The organism is Williamsia sp. M5A3_1d (genome assembly GCF_053345315.1).
Genome location: NZ_JBKEZX010000002.1, coordinates 443,069 through 458,666, shown reverse-complemented (window position 1 = coordinate 458,666; position 15,598 = coordinate 443,069). Strand labels below are relative to the sequence as shown.

The 15,598-nt window shown below is 67.8% G+C and carries 14 protein-coding genes and 4 tRNA genes; 8 read left to right on the top strand and 10 right to left on the bottom strand.

All coding sequences use genetic code 11. From position 1 onward, the window contains the following. From dusB to ACLBW1_RS09680, 7 genes are all read right to left on the bottom strand, one after another. On the bottom strand, positions 1–1,086 hold the full coding sequence (dusB, locus tag ACLBW1_RS09710; protein ID WP_447812149.1) for a tRNA dihydrouridine synthase DusB: 1,086 nt from the start codon (positions 1,084–1,086) through the stop codon (positions 1–3). 139 nt (positions 1,087–1,225) lie between these two features. Further along, positions 1,226–2,218: an acyl-ACP desaturase gene (locus tag ACLBW1_RS09705; RefSeq protein ID WP_434216373.1), complete on the bottom strand. Its 993-nt coding sequence runs from the start codon at positions 2,216–2,218 to the stop codon at positions 1,226–1,228. 135 nt (positions 2,219–2,353) lie between these two features. Continuing rightward, positions 2,354–2,860 carry a nuclear transport factor 2 family protein gene (locus tag ACLBW1_RS09700; RefSeq protein WP_447811622.1) on the bottom strand — a complete coding sequence of 169 codons (507 nt, stop codon included), beginning with the start codon at positions 2,858–2,860 and terminating at the stop codon, positions 2,354–2,356. A 17-nt stretch (positions 2,861–2,877) separates the two neighbouring features. Next, positions 2,878–3,693: an amino acid ABC transporter ATP-binding protein gene (locus ACLBW1_RS09695; protein WP_447811621.1), complete on the bottom strand. Its 816-nt coding sequence runs from the start codon at positions 3,691–3,693 to the stop codon at positions 2,878–2,880. Beyond that, on the bottom strand, positions 3,690–5,162 hold the full coding sequence (locus tag ACLBW1_RS09690; protein ID WP_447811620.1) for an ABC transporter substrate-binding protein/permease: 1,473 nt from the start codon (positions 5,160–5,162) through the stop codon (positions 3,690–3,692). The genes ACLBW1_RS09695 and ACLBW1_RS09690 overlap by 4 nt, the downstream gene beginning before the upstream one ends. 88 nt (positions 5,163–5,250) lie before the next feature. Further along, on the bottom strand, positions 5,251–6,102 hold the full coding sequence (locus ACLBW1_RS09685; protein WP_447811619.1) for an endo alpha-1,4 polygalactosaminidase: 852 nt from the start codon (positions 6,100–6,102) through the stop codon (positions 5,251–5,253). Next, positions 6,081–6,989 carry an alpha/beta fold hydrolase gene (locus ACLBW1_RS09680; protein ID WP_447811618.1) on the bottom strand — a complete coding sequence of 303 codons (909 nt, stop codon included), beginning with the start codon at positions 6,987–6,989 and terminating at the stop codon, positions 6,081–6,083. Before ACLBW1_RS09680 ends, ACLBW1_RS09685 begins: the two co-directional genes overlap by 22 nt. Before the next feature lie 185 nt (positions 6,990–7,174). Between ACLBW1_RS09680 and ACLBW1_RS09675 the strand changes: the two genes are divergently transcribed. The 4 genes from ACLBW1_RS09675 to ACLBW1_RS09660 all read left to right on the top strand — a co-directional run bounded on the left by ACLBW1_RS09675 (position 7,175) and on the right by ACLBW1_RS09660 (position 11,396). Next, on the top strand, positions 7,175–8,611 hold the full coding sequence (locus ACLBW1_RS09675; RefSeq protein WP_447811617.1) for a CitMHS family transporter: 1,437 nt from the start codon (positions 7,175–7,177) through the stop codon (positions 8,609–8,611). 82 nt (positions 8,612–8,693) lie between these two features. Continuing rightward, positions 8,694–10,361, top strand: coding sequence for an ATP-binding protein (locus ACLBW1_RS09670; protein WP_447811616.1), 1,668 nt, complete (start codon positions 8,694–8,696; stop codon positions 10,359–10,361). Beyond that, entirely contained in the window at positions 10,361–11,029 is a 669-nt protein-coding gene (locus ACLBW1_RS09665; protein ID WP_447811615.1) for a response regulator, read from the top strand. Before ACLBW1_RS09670 ends, ACLBW1_RS09665 begins: the two co-directional genes overlap by 1 nt. Before the next feature lie 79 nt (positions 11,030–11,108). Beyond that, on the top strand, positions 11,109–11,396 hold the full coding sequence (locus ACLBW1_RS09660) for a hypothetical protein (protein WP_447811614.1): 288 nt from the start codon (positions 11,109–11,111) through the stop codon (positions 11,394–11,396). Between the two features lie 22 nt (positions 11,397–11,418). Here the strand turns inward: ACLBW1_RS09660 and ACLBW1_RS09655 are convergent. Continuing rightward, positions 11,419–11,491: transfer RNA gene (locus ACLBW1_RS09655), tRNA-Lys, on the bottom strand. 44 nt (positions 11,492–11,535) lie between these two features. Then, positions 11,536–12,231 carry a TetR/AcrR family transcriptional regulator gene (locus ACLBW1_RS09650; RefSeq protein WP_447811613.1) on the bottom strand — a complete coding sequence of 232 codons (696 nt, stop codon included), beginning with the start codon at positions 12,229–12,231 and terminating at the stop codon, positions 11,536–11,538. 101 nt (positions 12,232–12,332) lie between these two features. Here ACLBW1_RS09650 and ACLBW1_RS09645 point away from each other — a divergent pair, with 101 nt between their 5' ends. The 4 genes from ACLBW1_RS09645 to ACLBW1_RS09630 all read left to right on the top strand — a co-directional run bounded on the left by ACLBW1_RS09645 (position 12,333) and on the right by ACLBW1_RS09630 (position 14,290). Next, positions 12,333–13,847 (top strand): DHA2 family efflux MFS transporter permease subunit, encoded by a 1,515-nt coding sequence (locus ACLBW1_RS09645; RefSeq protein ID WP_447811612.1) that lies wholly within the window; start codon positions 12,333–12,335, stop codon positions 13,845–13,847. 115 nt (positions 13,848–13,962) lie between these two features. Continuing rightward, positions 13,963–14,035: transfer RNA gene (locus ACLBW1_RS09640), tRNA-Glu, on the top strand. Between the two features lie 61 nt (positions 14,036–14,096). Continuing rightward, positions 14,097–14,173 (top strand) — tRNA-Asp (locus tag ACLBW1_RS09635). A gap of 43 nt (positions 14,174–14,216) precedes the next feature. Next, positions 14,217–14,290 (top strand) — tRNA-Phe (locus tag ACLBW1_RS09630). Between the two features lie 59 nt (positions 14,291–14,349). On the opposite strand, the gene ACLBW1_RS09625 is transcribed toward ACLBW1_RS09630, so the two are convergent. Continuing rightward, the gene (locus ACLBW1_RS09625; RefSeq protein WP_447811611.1) at positions 14,350–15,555 is read right to left on the bottom strand and encodes a Fic family protein; all 1,206 of its coding nucleotides are present in this window, start codon (positions 15,553–15,555) and stop codon (positions 14,350–14,352) included. Positions 15,556–15,598: the final 43 nt, after the last annotated feature.

The following is a 15,598-nucleotide window of genomic DNA, read 5'->3' as shown; positions in this document are numbered from 1 at the left end:
TCAGCCCCCGGAGTGCATGACGTCGGCGCCCGCGGGCACCGCGTCGTCGTCGGGATCGTCGAGCCAACCCTGGGGCAGGGCGACCGCGGCGGGCGATCCCTGACGTCCGCGCGGGCCGTGGCCGTCGCGCGGGAATGCGACGTCGGCGTCGAGGGTGCCGACGAGGTCGACGAGCTGATCGACCGTGGTGACGAGTGCGAGGTCGCGGCGCAGGTCCGAGCCGACGGGGAATCCTCGCAGGTACCACGCGACGTGCTTGCGGATCTCGCGCATGCCTTTGTCCTCGCCGTGGTGGTCGGCGAGAAGACGTCCGTGGCGGACGATGATCTGCGCGACCTCGCCCAGCGTCGGCGGGGTGGGTGCGGGAAGGCCGTTGAGCTCCGCGCTCAGCTCGGCGAACAGCCACGGGCGACCGAGGCAGCCGCGACCGATGACGACGCCGTCGCATCCGGTCTGCTCCATCATCGCCACGGCGTCGGGCGGCTCGAAGATGTCGCCGTTGCCGAGCACGGGGACCTCGGTCACGTGCTCCTTGAGGCGCGCGATCTCCGACCAGTCGGCCTCACCCGAGTACCGCTGCGACGCGGTACGGGCATGCAGCGCAACGGCTTTCGCACCCTCGGCGGCAGCGATGCGGCCGGCGTCGAGGTGGGTGTGGTGGTCGTCGTCGATGCCGATGCGGAACTTCACGGTCACCGGGATGTCGGTGCCCTCGGTGGCGCGCACGGCCGCGGCGACGATGTTCTGGAAGAGCCGTCGCTTGAACGGGATCGCCGCCCCGCCGCCCTTGCGGGTCACCTTGGGTACCGGGCAGCCGAAGTTCATGTCGATGTGGTCGGCGAGATCCTCGTCGACGATCATCTTCGCCGCGGCGTAGGTGTACTCGGGGTCGACGGTGTAGAGCTGCATCGACCGCGGGTTCTCGTCGGGCCCGAAGGTGGTCATGTGCATCGTCGACTCGTGACGCTCGACGAGCGCGCGAGCGGTCACCATCTCGCAGACGTAGAGCCCGGAGACGGTGCCCGTGCGCTCGAGTTCGAGTTCGCGACACAGAGTGCGGAACGCGACGTTGGTGACACCGGCCATCGGCGCGAGCACCACCGGGCTGCCGAGTGCGAAACGGCCGATGGAGAGCGCCGGACGGCTCGATCCCGATGCCGAAACCGCCGCACCCGAGGAGTCGGGGGCGGCGGTTGCCGGATCCAGCAGCGTGGTCAAGGGCTGCCTACGACGCGCGGGCCTCGCGCTTGGCCGCCTCACGGGCCAGCGCGCGATCGCGCATCTCCTCGAACTTCAGGGTGTCCTCGCCGAGCTTCTCGACGAATGCGCCGAGCCGCTCGCGGTCGGCCTCGCCCTGCGCGCCGAAGTCGTCACGGTCGAAGACGTTGAGCTTGCGGAGGATCGGCAGCACGACCTCCTCGTGGTGCTGGCGCAGGTCGTAGATGCCGTGCTTGGCCATCAGCACGCCGTGTCGACGGAAGTTGGGCATGCCGGCGCCGGGCATCTGGAAGTTGCAGATCACGTCGGTGATCGCACGCATCGTCTGGTCCGGCGTGAGGTCCATCGCCGCGGAGACGATGTTGCGGTAGAAGATCATGTGCAGGTTCTCGTCGGCGGCGATGCGCTGCAGCATCTTGTCGGCGATGGGGTCGTTGCACGCGCGGCCGGTGTTGCGGTGGCTGACGCGGGTCGCGAGCTCCTGGAACGTCACGTACGCGACGGTGTAGAGAAGGCCGAGCTCGCCGCCGTGGGCCTCGACCTCGTCGGCGCGGTCGCCACCGACACCGACGGAGGTGAACCCGTTGGTCATATGGATCATGCGGGCCTCTTCGAGGGCCACGGGATCGACACCGCGGGTGACCACGAGGTAGTCGCGCATCGCGAGTCCGTGACGGTTCTCCTCGGCGGTCCAGCGACCCACCCAGTGACCCCAGGCGTCGTCGGTGGAGAAGTTGTTCGCGATCTCGCGGTGGTACGAGGGGAGGTTGTCCTCGGTGAGGAGGTTGGTGATCATGGCCGCCTTGGCGACATCACCGAGCTCGGACTGCTCGGGCGACCAGTCCTGGCCACCGAGCATCGCGAAGTTGCTGCCCTCGTCCCACGGCACGTAGTCGTGCGGGTTCCAGTCCTTGGCGACGGCGAGGTGACGGTTCACGTTCTCCTCGGCGGCAGGCGACAGCTCCTGGAGGAGTTCGAGTTGGGTCATCTCGCGTGCCATGTGTTCAGCCCCTCTTCGACGTGCGCGGATCTACGACAACAGTGTCTCAGCGTACGGGCTGTCCCTGTGCGACCCAAGTTTCCGCAACACGGTCGTGACGAATAACAGACACGGTCCGCCGGGGTACCGCTGACCTCAGGGGAAGTACGCGCCCGTTGTGTCGAGCCACCGTTGCGCCTCGGCGGTGATGGTGCCGTTCTCTTTCGCCCGCACACACCATGTTTTCGCGGCCTGCCCGAACTCCATCGGGTTGTAGACGTCCTCCTCGCACGACCACAGCCCGTCGCCGGCGTAGGTGAGGATCGTGATGTTCGTCGCCGACACCACCGAACCGTCCCCGGGGTCGCGCATCGGGTTGTCGATCTCGCAGATCACGCGGGCCGTCGCCGGATCGGTGACGTGCCACAGCGACGGGAACGCCACCATGTGGTTGCCCGGGAAGCTGCCCATCGTCTTCGCGATCCACGGCCGTATCTGCTCGCGCCCCTTCATGGTCCCCATCGCGTGCTCGATGTAGTCGGCGTCGACGGTGAACTGCTCGGCCCACGGGTTCCAGTCACCGCTCGCCGCGCACGCCTCCGTGGTCGCCTCGAAGCGCGCGAAGGCGGCGCTCAATTCCTCGGCCGAGAAGCGTGCGGACATGACACGCACCCTAGGCGTCAGGCCGGGTCGAGGATGCGTTTGAGGAAGGTCTTGGTGCGATCGTTGGTGGGCGCGCCGATGACCTGATCGGGCGACCCGCGTTCCACGATCGCCCCGCCGTCGATGAACAGCACCTGTGAGGCGACCTGCGCGGCGAAGCGGATCTCGTGGGTGACGATCACCATCGTGGTGCCGGTGGTCGCGAGATCCTTGATGACACCGAGGACATCACCGACCAGTTCGGGGTCGAGCGCAGAGGTCGGTTCGTCGAACAGCACGACGGTCGGCTTCATCGCCAGCGCCCGGGCGATGCCGACGCGCTGCTGCTGTCCGCCGGAGAGTTGGTGGGGGAGTTGGTCGACCTGTTTGCCCAGCCCGACCTGGTCGAGCAGCGCCAGAGCGTCGGTGCGGGCCTCCTCGGCGTCGCGCTTCTGCACGACGATCGGGCCCTCGGTGACGTTCTGCAGCGCGGTCTTGTTGGGGAACAGGTTGTGGCTCTGGAAGACCATGCCGCTCTGCAGGCGGTAGCGGGTGAGCAGTGCGTTGTCGGCGCGCGAGTACTTGCGGCCGCCGACGGGGCCGCGGCGCAGGGAGCCGACGTCGGCGAAGTCGACGCTCACGTCGCCGATGCGGATCGTGCCGGCGTCGGGGATGTCGAGGGCGTTGAGCGATCGCAGCATCGTCGTCTTGCCCGATCCGGACGGGCCGATGATCACGGACACCGATCCGGGATCGACGGTGAAGTCGATGCCGCCAAGAACCGGGATCGTCTCGCCGCGGCCGCGCGGGAACGACTTCGTCAGGCCGGTCGCCTCGATCACGGGTGTGCTCATGTGGCCACGTACTTTCGCAGTCGGGTCTCGAGAGTGGATTGACCGAACGACAACACCAGGCAGATGACCAGGTAGTACACGGCGGCCGTGCTGTAGAGCGCGAGGTAGTCGAAGGTCGCCGCGGCAGCGTTCTGCGCCTGGCGGAACAACTCGGTCACGAGGATCGTCGACGCCAGCGAGGTGTCCTTCACGAGCGAGACCAGCGTGTTCGACAGCGGCGGGACGGCGGTGCGGGCGGCCTGCGGGAGGATGATCCGCCGCAGGGTGGTGGCGTACCCCATGCCGATGGTCGACGCGGCCTCCCACTGACCCTTGTTGATCGACTCGATCGCCGACCGGATGATCTCGGCGGCGTAGCCACCCACGTTGAGGCTGAACGCGACGATGGCCGCCGGGAACGGGCTCACCACGATGCCCAACTCCGGCAGCGCGTAGAAGATGACGAACAGCTGCACCAGCAGCGGGGTGCCGCGGATGATCGAGATGTAGATCTGCGCAACGCTGCTGAGAATCCGCCGGCTCGACATCCGCGCCAGCGCCACCGCGAGCGCGATCGCCAGGCCGATGACAAAGCTGATCGCGGTGAGCGGGATCGTCCCGGTGACCGCTGACTTCAGGAGCGGGACCAGATTGCTGCGGATGACCGACCACGCGCTCGGCGACGTCGCGGTCGCGTCGAAGTACTTCGCGTAGGTCTTGTCGAGCGTTCCGTTGTCGCGCAGCGCGGCGATCTCGGTGTTGATCGCGGGCATCAGCCCGGAGTTCTTGCGCGCCGCGAACACCTGGCGGCTCTTGTCCGCTGTGGTCGCCGCGATCTTCACGGACTTGTCTTTCTTGCGGGTCAGGTAGTCCTTGACGGTGAGCTCATCGTTCACCGTCGCCTGCACGCGCCCCTGTCGGAGAAGGGTGATCGCCTGGTCGAAGCCGGGTACGGGTTCGATGACCGCGCCGGCGGACTTGGCGATCTCGGCGTAGTTGCTCGTCAGCGACTGCGCCGCGGTCTTGCCGCGCAGGTCGTCGACCGATCGGATGGAGTCGTCGTCGGAGCGCGCGACGACCACGCTCGCGGATTCGACGTAGGTGTCCGAGAGGTCGTACTTCGCGGCGCGCTCGGCCGAGTACGAGATCTGGTTGGCGATGAGATCGAACCGACCGGCCTCGAGCGCGGGGAAGAGGCTGTCGAAGCTCGCCTCGACGAACTTCACCCGAAGGCCGAGCTTCTTCGCGATGTCGGTGATGACGTCAACGTCGAAACCGGTCAGCGGCCCGGCGCCGTTCTCGTGGTAGCTGAACGGGGTGTAGGTGCCCTCGGTGCCGACGGTGAGCACGCCCGGTTCGACGGTGGAGAGTGTCGGTGCGGCGTGCGCCTCGGGTGTCGACACGCCGCCGATCACCAGGCTCGCGGTTGCCGCCAGCACGATCAGCATCAGCCCGATGGCGCGCCGGATGAGCGGCGGTCTGCAGGTCATGGCTCATCCAACCACCGCGTGCTGCTGAAAACGTCCCCGTGGGGCCGGTCCGAGGGCATATTGCCCTCGGTGGGCCGAATGGGGGCAGTTATCGGCAGCGCTGGTATCGGTACGCCGGATCGCCTCGCGGCAGAAGGTCCCGGTCGCGCAGGATTGTCATCGGCGGGGTCGACGGACGCCGGCACACCTCGGCGAACGACCCGCGCAGGTCGTCGGTGTACTCGATGTCGAACACCCGCGGGCCGTAGACGTCGGTCGCGGCGGTGCACTCGTCGAAGCGATCGCACTCCTCGGTGACGGCGAAATCGAAACCGATACCGTCGCGGCCGCGTGTGCCGAGATCGGTGGTGTTCTTCTGGCCGGCGGCGAGGCCCGCGCGGTGGGCGCGGGCGGTGAGGTCGGTCGCGAAGGCGACGGCGTCGTCGAGGGTGAACGCCCCGCGCGAACGTGTGTAGGAGTCGAGGTTGTCGAACTCCACGGCACGGAAGCCCTTCCGGGCGCACGTGTCGATGGTGGCCTGTTGCCTCGCGGCGGCCGCGGCGCGCTGTTCCGTCGTCGACAGGTCGAGGAGGTGTTCGTCGGGCCAGCCCGGGTCGACGAGCAGCGACCCGTCGTCGCGACGGACCAGCAGATCGTTCGGCCACTCGACGCCGGGCTGGGTCTGGAAGCCGTTGACGTAACAGATCGAGTAGATCCCGGCCGCGGGCTCGGCGGTGCTGTCGCGCGCGACCACGGTCACGCCCTCGGCGGGCGGGTACGCGCCACCGAGTTGGTAGTCGAAGGACCCGGTCGTCGGGGGTGCGGCGATACCCGAGCGCGAACCGGCCGAGCTCGTGTCGACCGCGCGGTCGGGGGTCGTCGAACTGCAGGCGGCCACGACGAGGAGAAGCGTCACGAGCAGCGACCGGCGCACCGACGTCAGCGACCGGTGCTGTCCCACACCGACATCAACTCGGTGAGGATGTCGGTGGCCATGCCGAGGCCGCCGAGGTGGCTGTCGCCCGGCATCGGGTAGAGCTTCGCGTCGGGGAGCAGATCCACGACGTGCTGTCCGTGGCGGAACGGGATGATGTGGTCGCGGTCGCCGTGCCACCAGCGCACCGGGACGGTGACGTCGCCGACGCGGAAGCCCCAGTCGCGCGAGAACACGACGACGTCGGCGAACGGAGCCTCCATGCGGTGCTTGCCGCCGTTGAGCAGGTCGTCGAGGAACATCGCCTTGAACTCGGGTCGTGCCAGCAGTTGCCGGTCGGCGCGCGGGGACAGGAGTCCGTAGAGGCCGATGGCCGGGCTCGCGATGGGACGCGCCACCCGGATGAACGAGCTGACCGTCCGCCCGATCGGCGCGCCGGCCACCTCCAGTACGCCGGCGGCGTACCTGCCGAGCCCCATGGCGCCGCCGTCGATGGCGTCGGGCCCGACGGTCGGTGCGACACCGCCGAGGACACCGGCCACCACGACCCGCTCGGGCAGCGCGTAGGCCGTGCCGAGGGTGTACGGACCGCCGCCCGACAGGCCGATCACGGCCATCTCCTCGACGCCGAGCGCGTCGGCCACGATGCGGAGGTCGTCGGCGAAACCGAGCACCGACGGATAGCGGTGGGGAGTCGACGAGCCCACGCCGGGACGGTCGAGGCCGATCACCCGCACGTTGTTCTCACCCGCCCAGCGACGGGCCTCGAGCGGTATCTGCCGACGCGCCCCCGGGGTGCCGTGGAGCCAGATCACCGCACGTCCGCGGGGGGATCCGAATTCGGCGAAGCCGATCCGACGGCCCTGACGCACGGCGACGGAACCCTCGATCTGCGGCCGGTCGATGTCGATCACCTCTCGAATATGCCATCGGCCTCGTATCGGTCGTCGGTGTTCCGCCACGCAAACCCCGCCCGGGCCGCGCGAAATGCGCAGAACGTGCCTTACGCACTCAAGCGTGACTGTGATCTGCGCGACGTCCAGAGTCTCGATGTAGCGGAGATCACTCCGACGACGTTTGTGAGAAAGCGGTAGACGCCATGCTCGTAGTCCTAGGCCTCCTGATGGTGGTCACGTTCATGTTCCTGATCATCACCAAACGCGCCACCCCGGTGGTCGCGCTGATCCTGGTCCCCGTCGCATTCGGTCTGTTCGCCGGCGCCGGGCTCGGCATCAGCGACATGATCAGCGACGGCATCAAGGATCTCGCGCCGACGGCCGCGATGCTGTTCTTCGCCATCGTGTTCTTCGGGATCATGATCGACGTCGGACTCTTCGACCCGGTGGTCCGTCTCGTGGTGAAGCTGGTCCGCGACGATCCCGCGAAACTCGTTGTCGGGACCGCGGTTCTCGCGATGATCGTCTCCCTCGACGGCGACGGCTCGACCACCTTCATCATCACCACCTCGGCGCTGTTGCCGCTGTACCTCAAGCTCGGCGTGAGCCCGGTGGTCCTCACCGTGGTCGCGGGCCTGGCGAACGGCACCATGAACATCCTCCCGTGGGGTGGCCCCACCACCCGCGCCGCCGCCGCTCTCGGCGTCTCGCCCTCGGATGTGTTCGTCCCGATGATCCCGTCCCTGGTGGTCGGCCTGATCGTCGTGATGATCTTCAGCTACCACCTCGGCATCATGGAGCGACGTCGCATCGGCAAGATCGAGATCCGTGAATCCGTGCTCGCCCGTTCGGGTTCCGGCGGTGGGTCCGCAGTGGCGGTCCTCGAAGGCCCCGGCGGCACCGGCACCACGCCGCCCGCTCGCCCGTCGATGGGTACCGGCGACGGACCCGATGACATCGACGAGACCCCGGCCCCGAACTCCGGTTTCACCGGGGGAGCGCTCGATGAGAACCGCGCCACCCTGCGCCCGAAGCTGTTGTGGGTCAACGCCGGCCTCACCGTCGCACTGCTGGCCGTCCTCGGCATGGACGTCATCTCCATCCCGGTGCTGTTCATGATCGCCGCAGGCATCGCGCTGGTCATCAACTTCCCCCGCGTCGCCGAGCAGCAGGCCGCCATCACACGGCACTCGTCGTCGATCGTCTCGGTGGTCGCGATGGTGCTGGCCGCAGCGGTTCTTACCGGCGTGATGTCGGGAACCGGCATGGTCGAGGCGATCGCGCAGTGGCTCACCTCGGTGCTGCCGACGTTCCTCGGACCGCACATGGCGATCGTGATCGGCATCCTCTCGATCCCGTTCACCTTCTTCATGTCGAACGACGCCTTCTACTTCGGTGTGCTGCCGGTGCTCTCGGAGACCGCGGGCAAGTACGGCATCGACCCCTCCGAGGTCGCCCGCGCCTCCATCACCGGGCAGCCGTTCCACATGCAGAGCCCGCTGGTGCCCGCGATCCTGCTGCTCGTCGCCCTCGCCGGTGTCTCACTGGCCGACCATCACAAGAAGGTGCTGTGGCGAGCGGGCATCGTGTCGCTGTCGATGCTCGGCATGGGTGTGCTGGTCGGGGTGATCCCGTTCTGATCCCGAGTCCGTTCTGATCTCCGACACATCGAGTTCGATCAAGGTGGGCACCCGTCGTTCGACGGGTGCCTACCCTTTTCGGATGAAGCTGCGCAACCAGGTGCTGGTGCTGCAGATCGTCGTCATCGTGCTGAGCCTCGGTGTCGGCTTCGGTGTCCTCGTCTCCGGTTCCGGTGACCGCCTGCGCGACGAGTACGCACAGCGGGCGCTCGCCATCGCGCGGTCGGTCGCCAGCGATCAGCAGGTTCGTTCCGAGGTCACCCGATATTCGAGGCTGACGCCCGGAGCGCTCGATCCCACCCGCGCCGCCCTGCAGGACGGGCCGCTCGAGCAGCAGGCCCTGGCCGTGGCCGCACGTACCGGCGCGCTGTTCGTGGTGATCGCCGACGACCGTGGCATCCGCCTGGCCCACCCCGAGGTCGACCAGCTCGGAGAACCGTTGAGCACCGACCCGTTTCGCGCGCTGTCGGGATCCGACGACCTCGCCACCGAACGCGGCACCCTCGGTGAATCGGTGCGCGCCAAGACGCCGATCCGCGGGTCCGACGGACGCGTCGTCGGTCTGGTCAGTGTCGGCATCTCCACCGAGCAGGTGCGCCGCGACATCCGCGGCGACATCGTCACCACCACCGCGCTCGCCGCGGCGGCGCTCCTCGTCGGCATCATCGGGTCGGTGCTGCTGTCGCGGCGGTGGCGCAGGCTCACCCTCGGCCTCGAACCCGACCAGCTCTCCGAGCTGGTGCGCGAGCAGGAGGCGGTGCTGCATTCCATCGGCGACGGCGTGGTGGCCGCCGATGCGCGCGGCATCGTGCGCGTGATCAACGACAGGGCGCGCGATCTCCTCGCCATCACCGGCGATGTCGGCGACCGCATCGACGACATCGGCCTCACGCCGAGGGTTCTCGAGGTCGCCCACGATCCGGTCGAGACCCCTCGCGCAGCGGCGGTGGGCGACCGCATCGTGCTGGTGAGCTCACGGCGGGTGCGCCGCGACGGCCGCGATCTCGGCCTGGTGGTGTCGGTGATCGACCGCACCGATGTCGAAGGACTCACCCAGGAGGTCGCCTCGATCAAGGTGATGACCGACGCGCTGCGGGCGCAACGCCACGAGTCGGCCAACCGGATCCACGTGGTGGCGGGCCTCATCCGACAGGGCCACGCCGACGCCGCACTGGAGTATCTCGACGAGGTCGCCGGCACCGGGCGCTTCGCGATCGAGACGCCCGGCCTCGACAACGTCGCCGAACCGCACCTGCGGGCGTTCCTCGACGCGAAGGCCGCCTCGGCCCGCGAGCACGGGGTGACGCTGGTTCTCGGTCCGCAGACCTGGATCGACGGGGAGCTCACCTCGCCGGTCGACGTCATCACCATCGTCGGCAACCTCGTCGACAACGCGATCGACGCGGCGGCCACCGGCGTCCGCGAACCACGGACGGTCGAGGTCGAGGTGGTCGCCGACGGTGACACCGTCCACGTCACCGTGAACGACAGCGGCGACGGCATCGTGTTCGACGACCGGGACGACGTGTTCATCGAGGGTGTCACCAGCCATCGCGACTCGACCGTCCCCGGTGGCCGCGGGATGGGTTTGGCGCTGTCCCGTCAATCGGCGCGTGGCCACGGCGGGGATGTCAGCATCGGTGACCCCGGTGGCGAGGTATCGGAAGAGAACCCGTTGGGTGGAGCGGTGATGGTCGCGCGGGTACCCGGGGTCTTAAGGGTGGTCGGCGACGGGAACGGGGGGACGTGATGGCGAGAACCGACCTGTCGCTGCTGGTGGTCGACGACGACTTCCGCGTCGCGGCCCTGCACGCCTCCATCGCCGACGCGATGATCGGCTTCACCACGACCGCCCGAGTCGGGAGCGTGGCCGAGGCGCGCACCGCGCTCGTCGACCACCCCGAGATCGATCTCGCCCTCGTCGACGTACATCTGCCCGACGGGTCGGGCATCGAGCTGATCCGCGAGATGCGGTGCGACGCGTTCGTGGTCACCGCGGAGGACAGCGCCACCGCCGTCCGACATGCGCTCACCGCGGGCGCCCTCGCGTACCTCATCAAGCCGTTCGAGAACACCGAACTCGCGCGGCGTCTCGCCGGGTACGCGCAGTACCGCAGGATCGTGGAGGCGTCGAATCTGGTCCAGTCGCAGGTCGATTCGGCCATCGCCACGATGCGCGGTGAACGCGTGGCGGCACCGCGTTCGGAGGAGATGTCGCAGACCGAGCAGTCGATCCTGGCTGCGGTCACCGAGGCCCGGGGGCCCGTGTTCGCCGACGAGATCTCGGTGTCGGTGGGGATCTCGCCGCCGACCGCCCGACGCCACCTCGCCACGCTGGTCGCCGACGGGCGGTTGTCGATGAAGCTGCGGTACGGGACCACCGGCCGCCCGAAGCAGGAATACAGGCTGCCGGAGTAGCGATTGCAGATGTCGCATGTTCGTATGCTTTCTCAAATTATCCGTACAAAAGCGCGATAATTTGGGACATACTCCACATGTGGCCCCCATCACTCTCACGAAGCCGGCGACGTCCGACGTCGAGTTCTGTCCGCTCTGTGAGCATCGCGTACATCGCGACCACTCGGCGCTGATCGACCGGCCGGTCCTGCGGACGCTCCATCGCTGGAATCGCGCCGTCGACGACGCCGTCGAGCGGGTGACCGACTGGCTCGCGTTCCACGGCGACGCTCACATGTCGTGCTTCTGCGACGAGATCTCGGCCGGTCATGGATTCGGCTGGAGCGGTGAACTCTGCGACTGCTGTCATCCGAGCCACGCGCACTGAGCGAAGAGTGCCCCCAGAAGAGTGCCCCCAGTAGGGCTCGAACCTACGACCTGCGGATTAAAAGTCCGTAGCTCTACCAACTGAGCTATAGGGGCGGATGCCTGCGGCGAACCGCGGCACGAGGGAGTTTACAGACGGCTCACCGGGTCCGGCATCGCGCGGCCTGCGCGTCGCGGATCTGCTCGTCGGTCAACGCGGGGATCGTCAACGGGTGGCGTTCACCGTCGGCGCGCATGCTGTCCAGCATCAGTTCCAGGTAGCGCCGCCACGTGCCCGGAGCGGTCGACTCGGTGACCTCGGCAATGGACGAGAGCATGGTGAAGAAGGCGAAGAAGTCGGTCCGTTCGATCTCTGGACGCACCACGCCCTCGTCGACCCCGCGGCGGTGCACCTCCTCGATCAACGTGGTCATGGCCGTCTTCGCTGTCTCGATCGCCGGCGCGGTGTGGTCGATGCGCATCATCACCGCCGCCAGGCCTCGGTCTCCCGCCATCGATTCGCCGACGTAGGTGAACAGCGTGACCACCCCGTTCCAGGTGTCGGGTGATTCCAACACCGCGGTCAGTCGCGTGGCCACCTCGTGGAGATGTTCGACGAACACGCCTTCGATCAGTTGGTCGCGATTGTCGAAGCGGCGGTAGACCGTTCCCACCCCGACCCCGGCATGTGCGGCGACGTCGTCGAGGGTGACCTCGAGTCCCCGCTGGGCGAACAGTTCGCGCGCGGCGGCGATGATGCGCAACCGATTGCGTTCGGCGTCGGCGCGCAACGGTCGCGCGCAGGGCGCATCCGCGACGGCTGTCCGTTCTGTCCGGGTCGCATCGGCAGTGGTCATGATCACAGCATATCAAGTGGAGCCACAATCTCCACTTAGTGCTAGCGTGATCTCCGTAACCGGAGGCAATACCTCCGCCTAGCTACTTGTTCGGAGATGTCATGACCACGTTGACCAAGAACCTCGACCCGCAGGGAGTCGAGGAGAGCGCAGGGGACCGGCACCACCGGCTCCGCTGGGTGATCCTCGGCGTCCTCGCCCTCGCCCAGCTGATGGTGGTGCTCGACGCCACCATCGTGAACATCGCGCTGCCGCACGCGCAGTCGTCGCTCGGTTTCGACAACGCCGACCGGCAGTGGATCGTCACCGCCTACGCCCTCGCCTTCGGCAGCCTGCTGCTGCTCGGCGGTCGCCTGTCCGACATCTTCGGTCGGCGCACCACGCTGATGATCGGCCTCGTCGGCTTCGCCGTGATGTCGGCCGTCGGTGGCGCCGCGGTGAACTTCGAGATGCTCGTGTTCGCCCGCGCCGGCCAGGGTGTCTTCGGTGCGTTGCTCGCACCCGCGGCCCTGTCGCTGCTGACGACCACGTTCACCGACCCGAAGGAGCGCGGCAAGGCGTTCGGCATCTTCGGTGCGATCGCCGGCGGTGGCGGTGCCATCGGCCTGCTGCTCGGCGGCATGCTCACCGAGTGGGCCGACTGGCGCTGGTGCCTCTACGTGAACCTGGTGATCGCCGCGATCGCCCTCGTCGGTGCGCTGCTGTTCATCGGCTCGCAGAAGGCCGCCGTGCGGCCCCGTCTGGACATGCCCGGCGTCGTGACCGTCTCGGCCGCGCTGTTCTCCATCGTCTACGGCTTCTCCAACGCCGAGACGAACGGCTGGGCCGACTGGGCCACCATCACCTGGCTGGTCGCCGGTGCAGTGTTGCTCGCGGTGTTCGTCTACCTGCAGTCGCGGACCGCACACGCCCTGCTGCCGCTGCGCATCGTCCTCGACCGCACCCGCGGCGGCTCGTACCTCGTGGTGTTCATCGCCGGCATCGGGATGTTCGGCATCTTCCTGTTCCTCACCTACTACCTGCAGCAGAACCTGGGGTTCAGCCCCATCAGCACGGGCCTCGCGTTCCTGCCGATGATCGGCGCTCTGGTGCTCACCGCGACGCTGTCGACGTCGGTGCTGCTGCCCCGCTTCGGGCCGCGCTGGCTGATGACGGTCGGCATGCTCGTCGCCGCAGGCGGCATGCTCTATCTGACGCAGCTCACCGAGACGAGCACCTATGCGGCGCACATCCTGCCCGGCCTGATCGTCATGGGCCTCGGCATCGGGTCGTCGATGGCTCCGGCCATGCAGGGAGCGATCTCGGGCGTCTCCGCCGAGGACGCGGGCGTCGCGTCGGCCACGGTCAACACGATGCAGCAGGTCGGTGGCTCGGTCGGTACCGCGCTGCTCAGCACCATCGCCTCGAGTGCCGTCGCGAGCTACCTCACCGACCATGCGTCGGCGGTGGCCTCGAATCCGGCGTACTCGGGCCAGCTCGCCGCGGTGCACAGTTACACCACGGCGTTCGGGTGGGCCGCGGGCATCTTCGCCGCCGGCGGTGTGATCGCCGCGGTGCTGGTGCGCAGCGGCAAGCTGCCGGCCACCCCCGAGGGTGCGGCCGTCGTCCACGCCTGACGAACCACCTGGAAGGGCCCGGGGTCGCTTCGGCGACCCCGGGCCCCTGGTCAGCGGATTTGAGAAAATTCCGACCCATGTCCTAAGCTCATCTAGCTCCCCACGGAGATAACTGGCCCCCTTCGTTTAGCGGCCTAGGACGCCGCCCTTTCAAGGCGGTAGCGCGGGTTCGAATCCCGTAGGGGGTACGCTGACCCGGCGTTCGAGGTGACAACTCGAGATACGCCGGAGCACGTGTTGTACAAGCAAGGCCCTGTGGCGCAGTTGGTTAGCGCGCCGCCCTGTCACGGCGGAGGTCGCGGGTTCGAGTCCCGTCAGGGTCGCCAGGTTTCTGGTGATCAACCGGAGGTCGGTGCATCGGCACCATCCGGCCAGGTAGCTCAGTTGGTACGAGCGTCCGCCTGAAAAGCGGAAGGTCGTCGGTTCGATCCCGACTCTGGCCACACACTGATCTTGCGTGATGCCTCCGCAGCCACACCGCCCCTGGCGCCAAAGCCGTAGCTCATCTCCCGAACGTCCGCCGCCCGGCGCGTTCGGCGAATGCATCCAGTGCGCCGAGCACCTCGGGTGCTCGCCATGCACGATTACGCGCGCGATCGGTGAACTCGACGATGACACCGGCCGTGACGAGTGGGTCGATGTATCTGCGGGCGTTGCCCGTGGTGATGCCGAGTTCGTGCTGCAGGGTCACCGCGTTGAACACGGGTTGTCTGACGAGCAGATCAGCGACGCGGTGGACGGCCGAGTCGCGACGCGCCGTGATCTGCGAATCCCATCGTGCTCGTATCGTGCGGAGATCACTGATCAGGTGTCGGCCATTGACGACGGCGAGAACTGCTGCGGAGGAGAATCTTTCGACGATAGGGTCGGGGTCTCCCTCTCGGTATGACCCGAGTGCAGCGAAGTAGGCGTCGGTGTCGGCCAGGAGACCCGCAGAGACCGGGACAGTGATCTGCCGGGTGAGTCGCTTGTTGCGCAGCATGGCCTGCACCAGGGCGCGCCCGGTGCGGCCGTTGCCGTCGGTGAACGGGTGAATCGTCTCGAATTGTGCATGGGCTATCGCGACCTGGGGCAGCGTGGGGATGTCACCGCGCCCCGCGAAGGCCAGCAGGTCGGAGATGGCCGGCGCAACGCGATCGTGTTGGGGCGCAATGAAGTCGGCTCCGCGGGGTCCGAAAGAGCCGCCTCCGATCCACACCTGCTCCGTGCGCCATCGGCCGGCCGCCCCGGGGTCGCCGGTTCTCATCAGAGCGGAGTGCATCGCGAGGATCGCGTCGTGGTCGATGTGATCTGCCAGTGCGACGGCCGCTCTCATCGCATCGGTGTTGCCGACGATCAGCGCCGCGTTGCGGCGCCCGGTCAAGCCGAGTGTTTCGGCCTCGGCGATGGCGCGCGCGGAGGCCGTGAGGTTCTCGATGGTGGAGCTGGCCGCGGACTCCGATCGGAGGAGGACCGAAGCGAAAGGCGCGATCTCATCTCCGAGCTCGGCGTCGAACCTCGCCACCTCGCGACTGGCCTCATCGGCATCAGCAAGTATGTGCGCCGGCAAATCGATCTGCAGCCCTGCGATGACCGCCGGTATCGCGGCGCGGTAGTGGCCCGCCTGTCGTCGAGCGGCGCGTAGGTCCGCCAGTCCGTGGCCCGCGTCGTCAGGAATCGGCCACTGCAAAGTCTCGTAGCTGATCGCTGTCCCTGAAAGTGATGCCATCGATCGACGATAGCATCACTTATGGGCTAAGTGATGTCATCAA